Source organism: Candidatus Polarisedimenticolia bacterium (genome assembly GCA_036004685.1).
GTDB lineage: Bacteria > Acidobacteriota > Polarisedimenticolia > Gp22-AA2 > AA152 > DASYRE01.
Map to the genome: position 1 here is coordinate 23,868 of DASYRE010000026.1, position 14,399 is coordinate 38,266.

Annotated in this window: 12 protein-coding genes; 11 read left to right on the forward strand and 1 reads right to left on the reverse strand. The window is 66.9% G+C overall.

Features of this window, described 5'->3' with window-relative positions; genetic code table 11:
• The gene (gene mutL, locus VGR67_06135; protein ID HEV8335974.1) at positions 1 to 1,746 is read left to right on the forward strand and encodes a DNA mismatch repair endonuclease MutL; all 1,746 of its coding nucleotides are present in this window, start codon (positions 1 to 3) and stop codon (positions 1,744 to 1,746) included.
• Between the two features lie 86 nt (positions 1,747 to 1,832).
• Complete coding sequence (locus tag VGR67_06140) at positions 1,833 to 2,552, forward strand: lytic transglycosylase domain-containing protein (protein HEV8335975.1); 720 nt, start codon at positions 1,833 to 1,835, stop codon at positions 2,550 to 2,552.
• On the opposite strand, the gene VGR67_06145 is transcribed toward VGR67_06140, so the two are convergent.
• A complete protein-coding gene (locus VGR67_06145) occupies positions 2,442 to 4,097 on the reverse strand; it encodes a tetratricopeptide repeat protein (protein HEV8335976.1) in 1,656 nt (551 codons plus the stop codon). The genes VGR67_06140 and VGR67_06145 overlap by 111 nt on opposite strands.
• Before the next feature lie 120 nt (positions 4,098 to 4,217).
• On the opposite strand from VGR67_06145, the gene VGR67_06150 reads away from it, so the two are divergent.
• The 9 genes from VGR67_06150 (at position 4,218) to VGR67_06190 (ending at position 14,398) form a co-directional block, all read left to right on the forward strand.
• Entirely contained in the window at positions 4,218 to 4,937 is a 720-nt protein-coding gene (locus tag VGR67_06150; GenBank protein ID HEV8335977.1) for an HAD family hydrolase, read from the forward strand.
• 264 nt (positions 4,938 to 5,201) lie between these two features.
• A complete protein-coding gene (locus tag VGR67_06155) occupies positions 5,202 to 6,614 on the forward strand; it encodes a sigma-54 dependent transcriptional regulator (protein HEV8335978.1) in 1,413 nt (470 codons plus the stop codon).
• A gap of 40 nt (positions 6,615 to 6,654) precedes the next feature.
• Positions 6,655 to 8,691, forward strand: coding sequence for an ATP-binding protein (locus tag VGR67_06160; protein ID HEV8335979.1), 2,037 nt, complete (start codon positions 6,655 to 6,657; stop codon positions 8,689 to 8,691).
• 9 nt (positions 8,692 to 8,700) lie between these two features.
• Positions 8,701 to 9,882, forward strand: coding sequence for a hybrid sensor histidine kinase/response regulator (locus VGR67_06165; protein HEV8335980.1), 1,182 nt, complete (start codon positions 8,701 to 8,703; stop codon positions 9,880 to 9,882).
• A gap of 121 nt (positions 9,883 to 10,003) precedes the next feature.
• Entirely contained in the window at positions 10,004 to 11,500 is a 1,497-nt protein-coding gene (locus VGR67_06170) for a DUF4388 domain-containing protein (protein ID HEV8335981.1), read from the forward strand.
• Between the two features lie 78 nt (positions 11,501 to 11,578).
• On the forward strand, positions 11,579 to 12,106 hold the full coding sequence (locus tag VGR67_06175) for a DUF177 domain-containing protein (GenBank protein ID HEV8335982.1): 528 nt from the start codon (positions 11,579 to 11,581) through the stop codon (positions 12,104 to 12,106).
• A gap of 16 nt (positions 12,107 to 12,122) precedes the next feature.
• Positions 12,123 to 12,305, forward strand: a complete 183-nt coding sequence (rpmF, locus tag VGR67_06180; protein HEV8335983.1) for a 50S ribosomal protein L32 — start codon at positions 12,123 to 12,125, stop codon at positions 12,303 to 12,305.
• 54 nt (positions 12,306 to 12,359) lie between these two features.
• On the forward strand, positions 12,360 to 13,382 hold the full coding sequence (gene plsX, locus VGR67_06185; GenBank protein ID HEV8335984.1) for a phosphate acyltransferase PlsX: 1,023 nt from the start codon (positions 12,360 to 12,362) through the stop codon (positions 13,380 to 13,382).
• Positions 13,379 to 14,398 (forward strand): beta-ketoacyl-ACP synthase III, encoded by a 1,020-nt coding sequence (locus VGR67_06190; protein ID HEV8335985.1) that lies wholly within the window; start codon positions 13,379 to 13,381, stop codon positions 14,396 to 14,398. Before plsX ends, VGR67_06190 begins: the two co-directional genes overlap by 4 nt.
• Position 14,399 lies beyond the last annotated feature (1 nt).

Sequence of the window (14,399 nt, forward strand, 5' to 3'; positions counted from 1 at the left end):
ATGGGCAAGATCCGGCCTCTCGAAGCGCACACCGCCAACCAGATCGCCGCCGGGGAGGTGATCGAGAGGCCGGCGTCGGTCGTGAAGGAGCTGATCGAGAATTCCCTCGACGCGGGAGCCGGCGAGATCCGGGTGCAGGTCTCGCGCGGCGGCGAAGCGGAGATCCGCGTGCTCGACGACGGGGAGGGGATGGACGCCGAGGACCTCCTCCTGTCGCTCGGGCGCCACGCGACCTCCAAGCTCGCGAGCCTGGACGAGCTGGCGCGCCTGGAAACGCTCGGCTTCCGCGGCGAGGCGCTTCCCGCCATCGCCTCGGTGTCGCGGATGATTCTCGAGAGCTGCCCCGACGATTCGGCGCGCGGCTGCCGGCTGCGCGTCGACGGCGGCAAGATCTCCGCCCCCGAGACGGCGGGACACCCGCGCGGCACGAGCGTGACGGTGCGCTCGCTCTTCTTCAATGCCCCCGCCCGGCGGAAGTTCCTGCGATCGGCCGCCACGGAGTCGGGGCACATCGCCGAGACCCTGCTACGCTTCGCCCTGGCGCACTTCGATCGGCGGTTCTTCCTGGAGGCCGACGGGAAAATAGTGCTGGACGCGCCTCCGGCTATCCATCGGAGCGAGCGGGCCAGCCAGGTTTTCGGGGCCGGCCTGACGAAGCGCCTGATCCCCTTCGAGGGGAGCGCCGGGGCCTACCGCGTTTCCGGATTCGCCTCGCGCCCCGATTTCACCCGCTCCTCCAGCCGGGACGTCTGGCTCTTCGTGAACGGCCGGATCGTCCGCGACCGCGGATTGCTCCACGCCGTCGCCGGCGCCTATCACACGCTTCTCCCCCGCGGGCGGCACCCTTTCGCGCTGGTCTTCCTCGAGGTTCCACCGGAACGCCTGGACGTGAACGTCCACCCCGCCAAGTGGGAGGTGCGTCTGGCGGAGCCCGGAGTCGTCCACGAGGCGCTGCGGCAGGCGATCGCCTCCTCGTTGCGGCGGGAAAGACCGGTCACGGCGCTTTCGGGCTTCGCCCCGATCCCCGCTTCCGAAAACGAAGAGACGGGAAGCTTCCCGGACGCGGGCAGGAAGGCCGGCCGGCCGGGGCCCGCGGCCGCCGACTCCGGAGCCTGGGAATTCGGCCCCGGGCCCTCCCCGCCGGCGACTCTGTTCGACGCTCCGCCGAGTCCGATCGGCCGGCTCGTCCCCCTGGTCCAGTACCGCGAGAGTTACATCATCGCGGCCGATGGCGGTGGGCTGGTGATCGTGGACCAGCACGTGGCCCACGAGCGGATTCTGTACGAGCAGCTGCTCGAGGCCTCCGAGACCGAGAAGGTGAGACGGCAGGCCCTCCTCTTCCCGGTGACGCTGGAGTTGGATCCCCGGCGCCTCCGGAAGCTGGAAGAGGCGAAACCGACCCTGGAGCGCCTCGGGTTCCTCCTGGAGCCCTTCGGAGAGGGCAGCCTTCTGGTGCGCGAGGTCCCCGAGGTGCTGGGAAGCGGCGACGTGGCGATGCTGCTGGCCGACATGGCGGACGATCTGGAGGGGCGCGGTGGCCCGGCGGAAAGGATGCGGGACCGTCTCGCGGCCGCCACCGCCTGCCACGCCGCCGTCAAGGTGAACTTTCCCCTCACCTTGGAGAAGATGTCCTTCCTGCTCAACGAGCTATCCTCGACCCGGAGCCCGATGACCTGCCCCCACGGCCGCCCCATCCTCCTCCGCCTCGCCCAGCGGGACCTCGAAAAAGCCTTCCACCGGCGCTGAATCTCGTTGAAAAGCATGCTGGATCGCGGTAAGATTCAAGCACTTGGACGATCAAGCCGGATCGAGCCAAGCCGTCATCATAGGTGATGAAGATTCGCCGACGAAACTGGGCAGCCTTGCGTCTTTTCCTGCTTCTCACCGGGGCGGTGACGATCGCGTCGCCGGCCCTTGCCGTGCATCGCGTCACCCTGGCGAGCGGAAGTCATTTCGACGCCGAAGCTTACCGGATCGAGAAGAACCTGATGGTCTTCTCCCTGACCGGCGGGGGCGAGATCGGCTTTCCGGCCCAGAACGTCGTCCGGATCGAGGAGCATGCTCTCCCGCCGCAGCCAAGATCGGAGTCGAGGCCGGCCGCCGGGTCTCCGGCAGCGTCGCGGGCCGCGCCGCCTCCGGCCCCCGCGGCGCGCCCGCACGTCTCGCCCTACGATCCCGAGCCCGGCGTCCGCGCCCTGATCCAGGAAATCGCCAGCCGGCAGGAAGTCGATCCCAGGCTTCTGGCAGCGATGGTCAAGGTGGAGTCGAACTTCGATCCGTACGCCGTGTCCTACAAGGGGGCCATGGGGTTGATGCAGCTCATGCCGGGCACGGCGGAGCGCTTTCAGGTGGGAAACACGTTCGATCCCGCCGAGAACCTCGAAGGCGGAACCCGCTACCTCAAGGAGCTGCTTAACCGCTACGGAGAGGTCCGGCTCGCCTTAGCGGCCTACAACGCCGGTGAAGACGCGGTCGACCGATATCGAGGCGTTCCGCCCTTCCGGGAGACCCAGGCCTACGTCGGCCGTATTCTTCGGCTCCTCAATCCCTAATCCGAAAATCCTCGGCGGCCAGATTCCCGGATCCTCTCCCTCGGGACCGAGAAGCGCCCGCGCCAGGTCCTTCGACCGGAAGCCGTCGGTGTCGGCGGCGCGCCCGTAGAGGGATCGCGCTTCCGATCTCCGCCCAAGGGCGAGAAGGCTTCTTCCCAGGTAGAGATCCCGCCATCCGACGACCCATCCGGGCGCCGCGCCCCCCCCCGAGGCCGGGATCCCGCGAAGCGCCGTCTCCGCTTCCTTCCACTTCCGCTGCTCGAAGAGGGCCCGTGCCTGGTGCAGGCGGATTTCGGGCGAGCCGGGATGGAGCTTCGCGGCTTCCCCGAGGAGCCGGAGCGCCCCGTCCCACTGGTTCGTCTCCATCATCTTGAGGGCCGGATCGATGCTGCGGGCGACCTCGCCGGAGGATTCCGCCGCGCCATACTGTTTTTTCAGCGCGGCGGCCTCGTCCGTCGTGACGCCCAGCGCGGCGTAGATCTTCTGCAGGCGGCGCGCGTCCCCGAGGCGCGTCGAGGCCCGCGTGGCCACCGCCAGGGCCCGAGCGCGGAATTCCGGCGGAACCTCTTCTCCATTCAGCGCCGTTTCCAGCTCGTCCAGCGCCTCCGGGCAGCGCAGCGCCAAGTCGAGGCTGTCGGAGAGCAGGATCCGCGACAGCCGCCCCAATTCCGAGCGATCGCGATCGGAGGAGGTGCGGCTGACCCGCACGGCGCGCCTCAGGGTGGCCTGCGCCTCCGGGTAGCGGCCCAGACGGATCTCCAGCTCGCCGAGGCTCATCAGCATGACCGGAGAATCGGGATTCAGCGCCAGCGCCGCTCGCAGCTCTTCCAGCGATTTCCGGTACCGGCGTTCGTGACGCCCCTGGTAGATGATGGCGAGGAGGAGGTGCGCCTCGGTCCGAAAATAGCGCCCGCGGGACGCCACTTCCTGGAGCTGGGCCAGACCCATCTCGCTGTTCCCTCCCGGAAGGAACATCATGGTCCGCAGGCCCTTGACCAGGGCGTTCACCTTGTCGGCGTAATAGTTGTAGGCCCCCAGCCCGAAGCGCGAATCGATCAGCTCCGGGTTCGATCGCAGCGCCTCCTCCAGGAGGGACTTCCCCTTCTTCGCTGCGACGGCGGCGCGAAACACCTTCCGTTGGGCGGCGCGGTATTGCGCCAAGAAGATGTAGCTGGTGCCCAGGTTCGCCAGCGTCTCGGGGTCCCCGGGAGCCTCCTGCAGCTTCTCCTGGGAGAGCCGGATCGCTTCCTGCAGCTGCAGCTCCATCGAGGGGCTCTCGCCGACGCCGCGGAGCTGCAGCAGCTTCCACCACTCGGCGAAGGCGAGGAAGAGAGGACCGCGGGGATCCTGCGGGGATCGTTCGGCGAACTCGCGGAAGCGGCTCTGCCCTTCGGTGAAGCGTCCCTGGTGCAGGGCCGAGAGCCCTTCGAGCAGCTGCGCGTCGGGGGGCCCGCCCAGGCCGCCCGCGGCCGCCGGGGACCCGGTGGCGGAGGCGGCGACGCCGCAGGACAGCCCAAGCAGGATCGATGCAACGAATCGCTTCATGCGATGCTCTTGAATTCCTCCCTGGCGCGACTTTGTAATATACCATGCGCCCCGCGCCGGGCCGGCGGGTTGACTTCCTTCCGACGCTCCCCCCATCATGGCGGCATTCGCGGAGCGGGAATGCCACCTTTCGACGCCGTTCTCTTCGATCTCTTCGACACGCTTTGCCATCTCGATGCCGGGCCCTACCTGGAAGGAAAGCGGCGCTCGGCGCGCGCGCTCGGCCTCGACCCCGAGCGCTACTTTCAGGCCTGGCTGTCGCTCCAGGACCGCTGCCAGGTCGGAGCCCTGCTCGGAGTCGAGGCGCGGATCCGCGAGTCCTGCGCTCTTCTGGGACGCGGGATCACCGCCCGCGAGCTCGACGAGATCCGTGGCCTCGAAGAGGAGGCGCTGCGCGCGTCGGCCCGCCTCCACGCCGACGTCGTCCCCACGCTCGTGTCGATGCGCGCCCGCGCCGGGCTGAAGCTCGCCCTGGTGAGCAACGCGTCGAGCCCGGCCCGCGAGCTCACCCGCCGCCTGGGGCTCGACCCCTTTTTCGACACCCTCGTCTACTCGTTCGAGATCGGCTCCATGAAGCCGCAGGCCCCGATCTATCTCGCCGCCTGCGACCGCTTGAGCGTCTCCCCGGAGGCCTGCCTGTTCGTCGGAGACGGCAACGACCGCGAGCTGGAGGGGGCGATCGAGCTGGGGATGACCGCGATCCGGATCGAGCGGCCGGACGCCATGGAGCACTATCGCCGGCACCCCAGCGACCGCTGGGATCACTCCGTCCGGAATCTCGGGGAGATCGCCCGCCTGCTCGAAGACCGTCAATTCTCCGCCGGAGAGTCCATTTCCTGACTGGGAAGCGCGGCGGCCTCTCCGTTACATTTCGCGGCGTCCATTTCTTGGCAAGGCCCTCACGGGACCGTAAATCGTCCTTCCTCGAGACGCCTTCGCATTCCCGGCAAACCACTTAGAAATCCGCGCCGCGAGTGTCCAGACTCTGGAACACTTCTTGCTCAAAACCGCGACAGCCCGGTCCGGTCCCGGGTTCGGCGCGTTCGGAAATAGAAGCGTTCTCGGCGGAGCTCCGGAGAGGCTCTCCGGAAGAAAGGACTGGACATGGATTCGAGTCTCGCGGCGCAGGCGAGGATTTTGATGATCACCTCGAACGAAGGGCTCGGCAGCGCTCTGTCGGGCGTCCTCACCCGAAGGGGCTGCCAGGTAGCCGTCGCGCCGGGAGGCGCCGAGGGTTTGAGGAAGGCGGAGTCGCGAGCCTACGATCTCGTCCTGCTCGATCTCTCCCTGAACGATATGGGGCCGCTGGAGCTCCTGTCGCGCACCAAGGAGGCCAGTCCCCAGAGCCCCGTCTTCATGGTGGCCACGTCGCCCTCGGTGGAGTCGGCGGTGGAAGCCCTGCGGCGCGGCGCCTACGACTACCTGATCTGGCCGGTGCCCGAAGAGGAGCTCATCCGGAGGGTGGAGAGCGCCCTGCAGGTGCGGCGGCTCGGGGAAGTGAGGCGGCGCACGGCGGAAGAGCTCCAGCACGAGAAGGTGAGGAATCTCGAGTTGCGGCGCGATCTCCAGGCGCGCTACGGCTTCGCGGCGATTTTGGGGAAGAGCCAGAAGATGAAGCAGATTCACGACCTGGTCCTGGAGATCACGCGCAGCGATTCCACCGTGCTGATCCAGGGAGAAAGCGGCACCGGCAAGGGGCTCATCTCGCGGATCATCCACTACAACAGCCAGCGCTGCGACAAGCCGTTCGTGGAGGCGAACTGCGCGATCTATTCGGAGGGAGTTCTGCACAGCGAGCTCTTCGGCCATGAAAAGGGGGCCTTCACCGGGGCGGTGAAGCAGAAGCGGGGACGCTTCGAGCTCGCCGACGGAGGCACCATCTTCCTGGATGAAATCGCCGAGCTTCCGCCGGCGACGCAGCTCACCCTCCTGCGCTTCCTGCAGGAGAGGAAGTTCGAGCGCGTGGGCGGAGAGGAGACGCTGCTGGTGGACGTGCGGGTGGTCGCGGCCACCAACAAGAACCTCGCCGAGAACATGGAGAAGGGGACCTTTCGAAACGATCTCTACTATCGCCTGAACGTGATTCCGATCTTCATTCCGCCGCTGCGCGAGCGCAGCGAGGACATCCCGCTGCTCGCGTCGCGCTTCCTGGAGGAATGCGCGCGCAAGATGGGGAAGTCGTTCCAGGGCTTTTCGGACGAGGCGCTCCAGACGTTCATGGACTACAGCTGGCCGGGGAACGTTCGGGAGATGGAGAACGCGATCGAGCGCTCGGTGGTCCTGGCCAAGGGGGATCTGATCACCCTCGCCGATCTGCCCGCGAACCTCAAGGAGATCCGCGAGGAGCGCGGCGACATGAAGCTGTCGCTCTACGAGAACGAGCGTCTCTACATCCTCAAGACGCTGGCGGAGTGCAACTGGAACAAGAAGCTGACCGCCTCGGTGCTGGGGATCAATCGATCGAGCCTCTACAGCAAGCTGAAGAAATACGGCATCGGGGCCGAGTCCGCCAATTGATTCCACCCGCGGGAGCTCCCTCCGCGCACGGATCGGACCGATGAACCCTCCCAGCGAATCGCCCCCCGACCCCCCGGCCCCGCGAAGCGGCCTGGCGGTCTCCGGCCGGAGCCTCCTCCTCGGACCGGCGGCCGACCGGCGCCTCGGCCTCTTCCTCGTCGCGGTCGACGGCACGGGACTGCTGCTCGCCGCGCTCTCCCTGTTCCATGGGGGCCTCCTCCTGACGCCGGAGTTCCTGATCCTGGCCGTGATCACGGCGGTCGTGGCGCCCCAGTCCGTCCGCATCGGCATGCGCATGGAGATGAGCGCGTTCCACCCTTTCATCCTCACCGCCATGATCCTCCTCGGGCTGAACGCCTCTCTGGTGATCTCCTGCGTCGCGATCGGCTCGATGGGACTGTTCCACCGGCCCCGATGGGAGCCGTTCCGCTTCCTCTTCAACCTGAGCGCCTTCATGATCACCACCTGGGTCACCTGCCAGGTCTACTTCGCCGCCGGCGGCACGGTGGGACACATGGCCACCGAGAGCGACCTGCCCGGGCTCATGCTGGCCACGCTGGCGTTCTATCTCATGAACACCGTCCTCGTCGCCGGCGTCGTCGCGGTCTCGTCGCGCCTGTCGCTGGCGCGGGTGTGGCGGGAGAAGTACCTATGGTCCGCCCCCAGCTACTTCGCCGGAGGGGCGCTGGCGATCCTGATGGGCACCCTGGTCCGCAAGTACGGGATCTACAGCCTGGTCCTCTGCCTGCCTTTCTCCGTCCTCATCTATTACTCCTACCGGCTCTACGTGGAGAAGATGGAGGAGAAGCAGCGGCACCTGGAGGACATCGAGAAGCTGAACCTCGACCTGGAGCGGAAGGTTCGCGAGCGCACCCAGGAGCTGGAGATCCTCAACCAGAAGCTCAAGGAGTCGAACACCGAGCTGCTGCGCGCCAACAACCTGAAAAGCGAGTTCCTCGCGAACATGTCGCACGAGCTGCGCACCCCGCTGAACGCCGTGATCGGCTTCTCCGAGCTCCTGCTCGATCCCGGCTACGGCGACCTGAACCAGGATCAGCGCGAGTACGTCGCCGACATCCTCTCCAGCGGGCGCCATCTCCTCGAGCTGATCAACGACATCCTGGATCTCTCCAAGATCGAGGCGGGGAAGATGCGTCTCGCCCTGGACGAGTTCGACCTCTCCCTCGCGGCGGAGGAGGCGCTGATGACCCTCCGCGTGGACGCCGACCGCAAGCAGATCGCCCTGGAGGCGCGGCTCGATCCCGCCGTCCCCTCGGTGCGGGCCGACCGCGGCAAGTTCAAGCAGATCCTGACGAACCTTCTGTCCAACGCCGTCAAGTTCACCCCGGCTGGAGGGAGAGTCTCTCTGTCCACGGCGCGCGAAGGAAGCGCCCTGCGCGTTTCGGTCGAGGACACGGGAATCGGGATCCGCCCCGAAGATCAGGCGAGGATCTTCGCCGCCTTCATCCAGGTCGACGGCTCCTACGCGCGCAAGTACCAGGGAACGGGGCTCGGCCTGACGCTCGTCAAGCGCTTCGTCGAGATGCACGGCGGAGAGATCGTCGTCACGAGCGAAGTGGGCAAGGGAAGCACGTTCACCTTCCGGCTTCCCCTCGCGCCGCGGGCCGCCACCGCGGCGATCTCGGCGCCGCCCGCGCTGGCCGCCGTCCCCGCCGCCCGGGAATCGCTGATCGTGTCGGAGGGGCCCGGGGATCTGATCCTGGTCGTGGAGGACAACCCGGCCAACCTGAAGCTGGTGCGGGAGGTCCTGAAGGGACGCGGCTACCGCGTCCTCGAGGCCACGAGCGGGGAGGAGGCGCTCGACGCGCTCAAGTTCATCCATCCCGATCTCATCCTGATGGACATCCAGCTGCCGGGGATGGACGGGCTCACCGTCACGCGCCGGCTGAAACGGGACCCGGCGACGCGGGACATTCCGACGATCGCCCTGACGGCCCACGCGATGAAGCGCGACGAAGCGAGAGTCCTCGAGGCGGGCTGCGCCGGCTACATCCCGAAGCCGATCGATACCGTGAACTTCCCGAAGCAGGTCGCCGATTATCTTCGGCGGAACTGAGGAGACGACATGAGCGAGCCTTCCAAGATTCTCGTGGTGGACGACGACGAGCGCAACGTTCGGCTGCTGGAGTCGATCCTCCGGGCCAGCGGCTACCCGGTGATCAAGGCCTACGACGGGCAGGAGGCGCTGGACTTGATCGCCTCCGAGCGGCCCGATCTCGTCCTGCTGGACGTGATGATGCCGCGCATGAGCGGACTGGAGGTCTGCCAGAAGGTGCGGGGCCAGTACGAGACGAGGCTCCTGCCCGTGATCATGGTGACCGCCCTCAACGCGCTGGAGGAGAAGGTGCAGGCCCTGGAGATGGGCGCCGACGACTTCCTGTCGAAGCCGATCAACAAGGTGGAGCTTCTCGCCAAGCTCCGTTCCATGCTCCGCGTGAAGTCGCTGCACGACGAAGTCGAGCGGACCCGGCGGGAGCTGGAGCGCAAGAACGAGGATCTCCTGAGGATGGAGGAGTTCAAGGAGAAGCTGATCCAGATGGTCGTCCATGACCTGAAGAACCCGCTGGCCGGAATCATGGGGAACCTCCAGCTCCTGAGGCTCCAGGATCCGGCGCAGGACGCGGGCCACCTGCAGGAGATCGTCGGCCGCACCGAGGAAAGCGCCAAGCAGCTGATGGAGATGATCCTGAACATCCTCGACCTCGCCCGTCTCGAGGAGGGGAAGCTGGAGATTCGCCGCAAGCCGGTCCATCCGCCGGAGCTGGCCCAGAGCTGCCTGAGGCAGGTAGCGGGGATGGCGGCCCGCGCCGAGGTCCGGCTGGTCGCCGCGCTCGAGGGCGCGCCCGGCGTCCTCCAGGCCGATCCCGTGCTGCTGTCGCGCATCCTCGGAAATCTCCTGAGCAACGCGCTCAAGCACACGCCCGCCGGCGGGAAGATCGAGGTGGGAGTCGCCCGCGAGGGCGATACGGCCCGGTTTTGGGTGAAGGACAGCGGGGAGGGGATTCCGCCCAACCTGCTGCCGCGGATCTTCGACAAGTTCGTCGTGGGAACCGGGGATCACCAAATGCGCCGCGCTTACGACACGGGGCTCGGACTCACTTTCTGCAAGATGGCCATCGAGGCTCACGGTGGGAGAATCGGCGTCGAGAGCGAGCCCGGGCGCGGCAGCACGTTCTCCTTCTCCCTGCCCATGACCCTCCCCGTGGAAGGAGTGAGGCCGCTGAAGCCGGAGGGGCCCGCGCAATGACTCGACCCGCCGGCGCGCTCGTTGACAGTCGAAAAAACTCCGTGCTAGCATCCGCGCCCGGAATGCCTCCTTCTCAGAACCCTCCCGTTCGCGATCGCTTCGTCGGGAAGGCCGGCTGCCGATGAACGGCTCCTTTGTCCCTTCCCGGCTGGCTGAAGTTCTCCGCGATCTCTTCCTCTCCGAGCGCAGCGGCATCCTCAGCCTGTCCCGCACGGGCGTCCGCAAGCGCATCTACTGGGACCGCGGGATGATTTTCTTCGCGGAGTCGACCCTGGAGGACGAGGGTCTGATCGATTTTCTCGTCCACGAGCGCTGCCTCGAAATGGCCGAGGCGGCCCGCGTGCCCGGAGGAAGGGGAGACGACCTCGCCCTGGCCCGCCGGCTGAAGGAATCGGGCCCGGTCGGCGCCGAGGACCTGGGCCGCGCCGTCCGGCAGCTCATCCTCCAGGTCGTGGTCTCCCCGTTCCGCTGGGATTCCGGCGAGTTCACCTTCCAGGAAACTCCGCCCGGCGGGGCGGACGTCTTTCCCAGCGACGTCCTCCTGACGTTCGAGTTCCTGATGCGCGGCATCCGCTCGATGAGCGGCTTCACCCCGATCCGGGACGCGATGCTGCGCCTCGACCGTCCCCTGAAGATGAGCGAGAACCTCTACCTGCCGCTGGATCGGCTCGCCCTGCACCCGGTCCAAGGGTTCGCCCTGTCGCGCGTCGACGGATCGACTCGCATTCGCGAGATTGCCTCCCTCATCCCGCCGTCGGAGGAGGACACGGCGCTGCGCTTCCTGTTCGGCCTGCTGCTGCTGAACATCGTCGAGCTGAACCCCCCGTTCGCTCCGGGAGCCCTGGCGGTCAACGATCTGCTCTCCGGCGACCGCGAGCGCAAGGAGCGCTACGAGCGGGAATCGGCGGTGATCAAGGAGATGTACCGGGCCACCTCCTCGAACGTGCCGCTCGAAATCCTGAGTCTCGGGGCCAACGCGGGCCCGGAAGAGATTCGCAAGGCGTACGAGACCCGCAAGGACGCCTTCCGGCCCGAGCGCTTCCTGAAGAAGATTCAGGAAGCCTACCGCGAGGAGCTCCTGCTCATCGAAGGAAAGCTCCTGGAGGCTTATCTGGCCTTGGGACAGAACCAGGTGCGCTCCGCCAGCCAGGGAGCCTCCCCCGGGGAGACGAAGCTGGACATGGAGGTCGTCGGCAAGCGGAAGGAGCTGTCGAAGACCCAGACCCAGGAGCACGTAGAGGAGCAGATCCGCCGCGCCGAGCAGTTCTACCTGAAGGCTCGCGAGTACTTCAAATCGAAGGACTACTACAATACCATCCAGTACTGCGAGCAGGCTCTCAAGGGAAACGACGCCGACGCGCGGTATCATTTCCTCCTGGGCCAGACTCTCGCCCACAACCCCGACTACCGCTGGCAGAAGCGGGCCGAAAGCTGCCTCCAAAGGGCGGCCGAGCTGGATCCCTGGAACGCCGACCACTTCGTGCAGCTCGGAAACTTCTATCGAGCCCACAATCTGCTTCGCAAGGCGAAGAAGAACTTCATGAGGGCGGCCGAAGTGATGCCCTCCCATCCCGAGGCGCGCAAGGCGCTCTCCGAAATGAAGCACATCGAAGCCTGAGCCCGCTTTTCCCCAGGTCCCGCCAATCTTGACAGAGCCGAGCGTCATGCTATAATTCCGGCTCTCGGAGGGGCCCTTTTGTTCATTGAAGTCAACAGGATCCCCCCTGAAGGCCTGCGGATTGATCGATCGCTGAATCTGGATCCCATCGTCCTCGGCGGCGACGTCTCGGCCCCGGTCGGGCCGGCGAGGCTTTCTGGTATGTTCCGCCGCGCGAGGAGGGACGTCGTATTCAGAGGGACGGTTGAAGCCTCCGTCTCTCTGGCGTGCAGCCGCTGCACCGCCTCCTTCGCACTGCCGGTTTCCGGGAATTGCTACCGCGTCTACCGTCCCGGTCCCGTGGGTAGGCCCGTCGCCTCCGATCGCGAAATCGACGAAGAGGATCTGGCGGTGACCCCGTACGACGGCGAGCGGATCGACCTCTCCGACATCGCCCAGGAGCAGATTTACCTGATGATCCCGCTCAAGCCGCTCTGCCGCGACGCCTGCGCCGGGCTCTGCCCGAGCTGCGGCGCCAACCGCAACGTGGCGCCATGCGAATGTCCGGATCCCGCCGGTGCGGATCCTTTGACCTTGAAGCTTCCCCTCAAACCTCCGACCCAGTGAGTGGCAGGACGAAACGATGCCGAACCCCAAGCGAAGACATTCCAAGGCCCGTAGAGATCGCCGACGCGCCCACGACGGTCTGTCCCGTCCCGCTCTTTCCAAGTGCCCCCAATGCCACGAGGACAAGATGCCTCATCGGGTCTGCCCTCATTGCGGCCATTACAAGGGCAGGGAAGTGATCGAGGTCGCGGAAATCTGATGCGCGGCCTGCCGGCCAGTCTCTCCCTTCCTTTCCCTCCTACGGGATAGCTCCATGGGAGCCACGATCGCCCTGGACGCCATGGGTGGTGACCACGCGCCGGCCAATCCGGTCGCCGGGGCGATTCTCGCCGCCCGCGAGCTGGGGAGCCGGGTCATCCTGGTGGGACGCCAGGACGAGATCGAGGCAGAGCTGGCGCGCTTCGGGCCGCGCGACCCCTCCCTCACCATCGTCCACGCGAGCGAGGTGGTCGGCATGGACGAGGCGCCGGGACTGGCCCTGAGGCGGAAGAAGGACTCCTCGCTGCGGGTCGCCGCGAACCTGGTGCAGGAGGGCAAGGCGGACGCCCTCGTCTCGGCGGGCAACTCGGGCGCCGTGATGGCCACGGCCATGATCGTCCTCGGGACCGTGGAAGGGGTCGACCGTCCCGCTCTCGCCGCGGTGGTCCCCAATCTCCGCGGCTATTCCGTCTGGCTGGACGTCGGCGCCAACGTCGACAGCAAGCCCCAGCACATCCATCAATGGGCCGTCATGGCCCACATCTACGCCCGCAACATCCTGGGAATCGAGACCCCGCGCGTCGGATTGCTGAGCATCGGCGCGGAGGCGGGGAAGGGGAACGACCTGGTGAAGGAGACCTTCAAGCTCCTGAAGGACTCCGGGCTGAACTTCATCGGGAACGTCGAGGGTCACGACATCTTCAACGGCAACGCCGACGTCATCGTGTGCGACGGATTCACCGGCAACGTAGCCCTCAAGGTGATCGAGAGCGCCACGGAAACGCTGTTTCATTTCCTCCGGCAGGAGTTCTCGCGGTCCTGGCGCACCCGCCTCGGCTACCTGCTCTCCCGCCCCGCGTTCAAAGGATTCAAGAAGCGCATCGACTACGCGGAATTCGGCGGGGTGCCCCTGCTGGGCGTCCGGGGGGCGACGATCATCAGCCACGGGCGCTCGTCGCCGCGCGCCATCCGGAACGCGCTGCGGGTGGCGGGGGAAGTGGTGGATCACCGGGTGAACCAGCAGATCCAGGATGAAATCCGCAAGGGGTCGCAAGGGATCCAGTCGGTGACCGGATGAGCGGATCCGCGGCGCGCTCGGCGCACGGCGAATCCCGCCTCCGGGCGGTGGTCTCCGGAACGGGGTCCTCCCTGCCGCCGGGCGTGCTCACGAACCGGGACCTCGAGAAGATGGTCGACACGTCGGACGACTGGATCACCACGCGCACGGGCATCAAGGAGCGGCGCATCGCCGGCGAGGGAGAGTACCTTTCGCAGTACGCGACCGAGGCGGCCCGCAAGGCCCTTGAGATGTCGGGCGTGCCGGCGGAGGAGATCGACCTCATCATCTGCGCGACCGTGACGCCCGATCGCCAGATCCCATCCACCGCCTGCACGATCCAGGACAATCTCGGGGCCTCCCGCGCGGCCGCGTTCGACCTGGCGGCCGGATGCTCCGGCTACATCTACGGTCTGGCGGCGGCGGATCGCTTCATCGTCGGCGGCGGCTTCCGGCACGTTCTGGTGATCGGCGCGGAGCTGCTCAGCAAATACGTCGACTGGAAGGATCGGACCACCTGCATCATCTTCGCCGACGGCGCCGGCGCCACGCTGCTGTCGGCGCGCGAGGGGACGTCCGGCGTCCTGGCCACCAGCCTGCGCAGCGACGGCTCCATGGCCGATTTCATCTATCTTCCCGCCGGCGGGACGATGATGCCGACTTCCGAGCAGACCGTCCGGGATCGGATGCACTTCATCCGGATGAAGGGGAACGAGACGTTCAAGATCGCCGTCCGGAGCATCGAAGAGGTGAGCCGGGAGGTCATCACCGCGAGCGGCCTGACGCCTTCGGACATCGATCTCTACATTCCCCATCAGGCCAATCGCCGGATCATCGAGGCGGTCGGGACGCGCCTCGGGCTGCGGCCCGATCAGCTCTACATGAACATCGACCGGGTCGGAAACACCTCGTCCGCGTCGATCCCGATCGCCCTCGACGAGGTGGTGCGCGCCGGCAAAGTGCACGCGGGCGACACCGTCCTGTTCGCCGCCTTCGGAGCGGGGCTGACCTGGGGAGCGGCGCTCCTCCGCTGGTAGC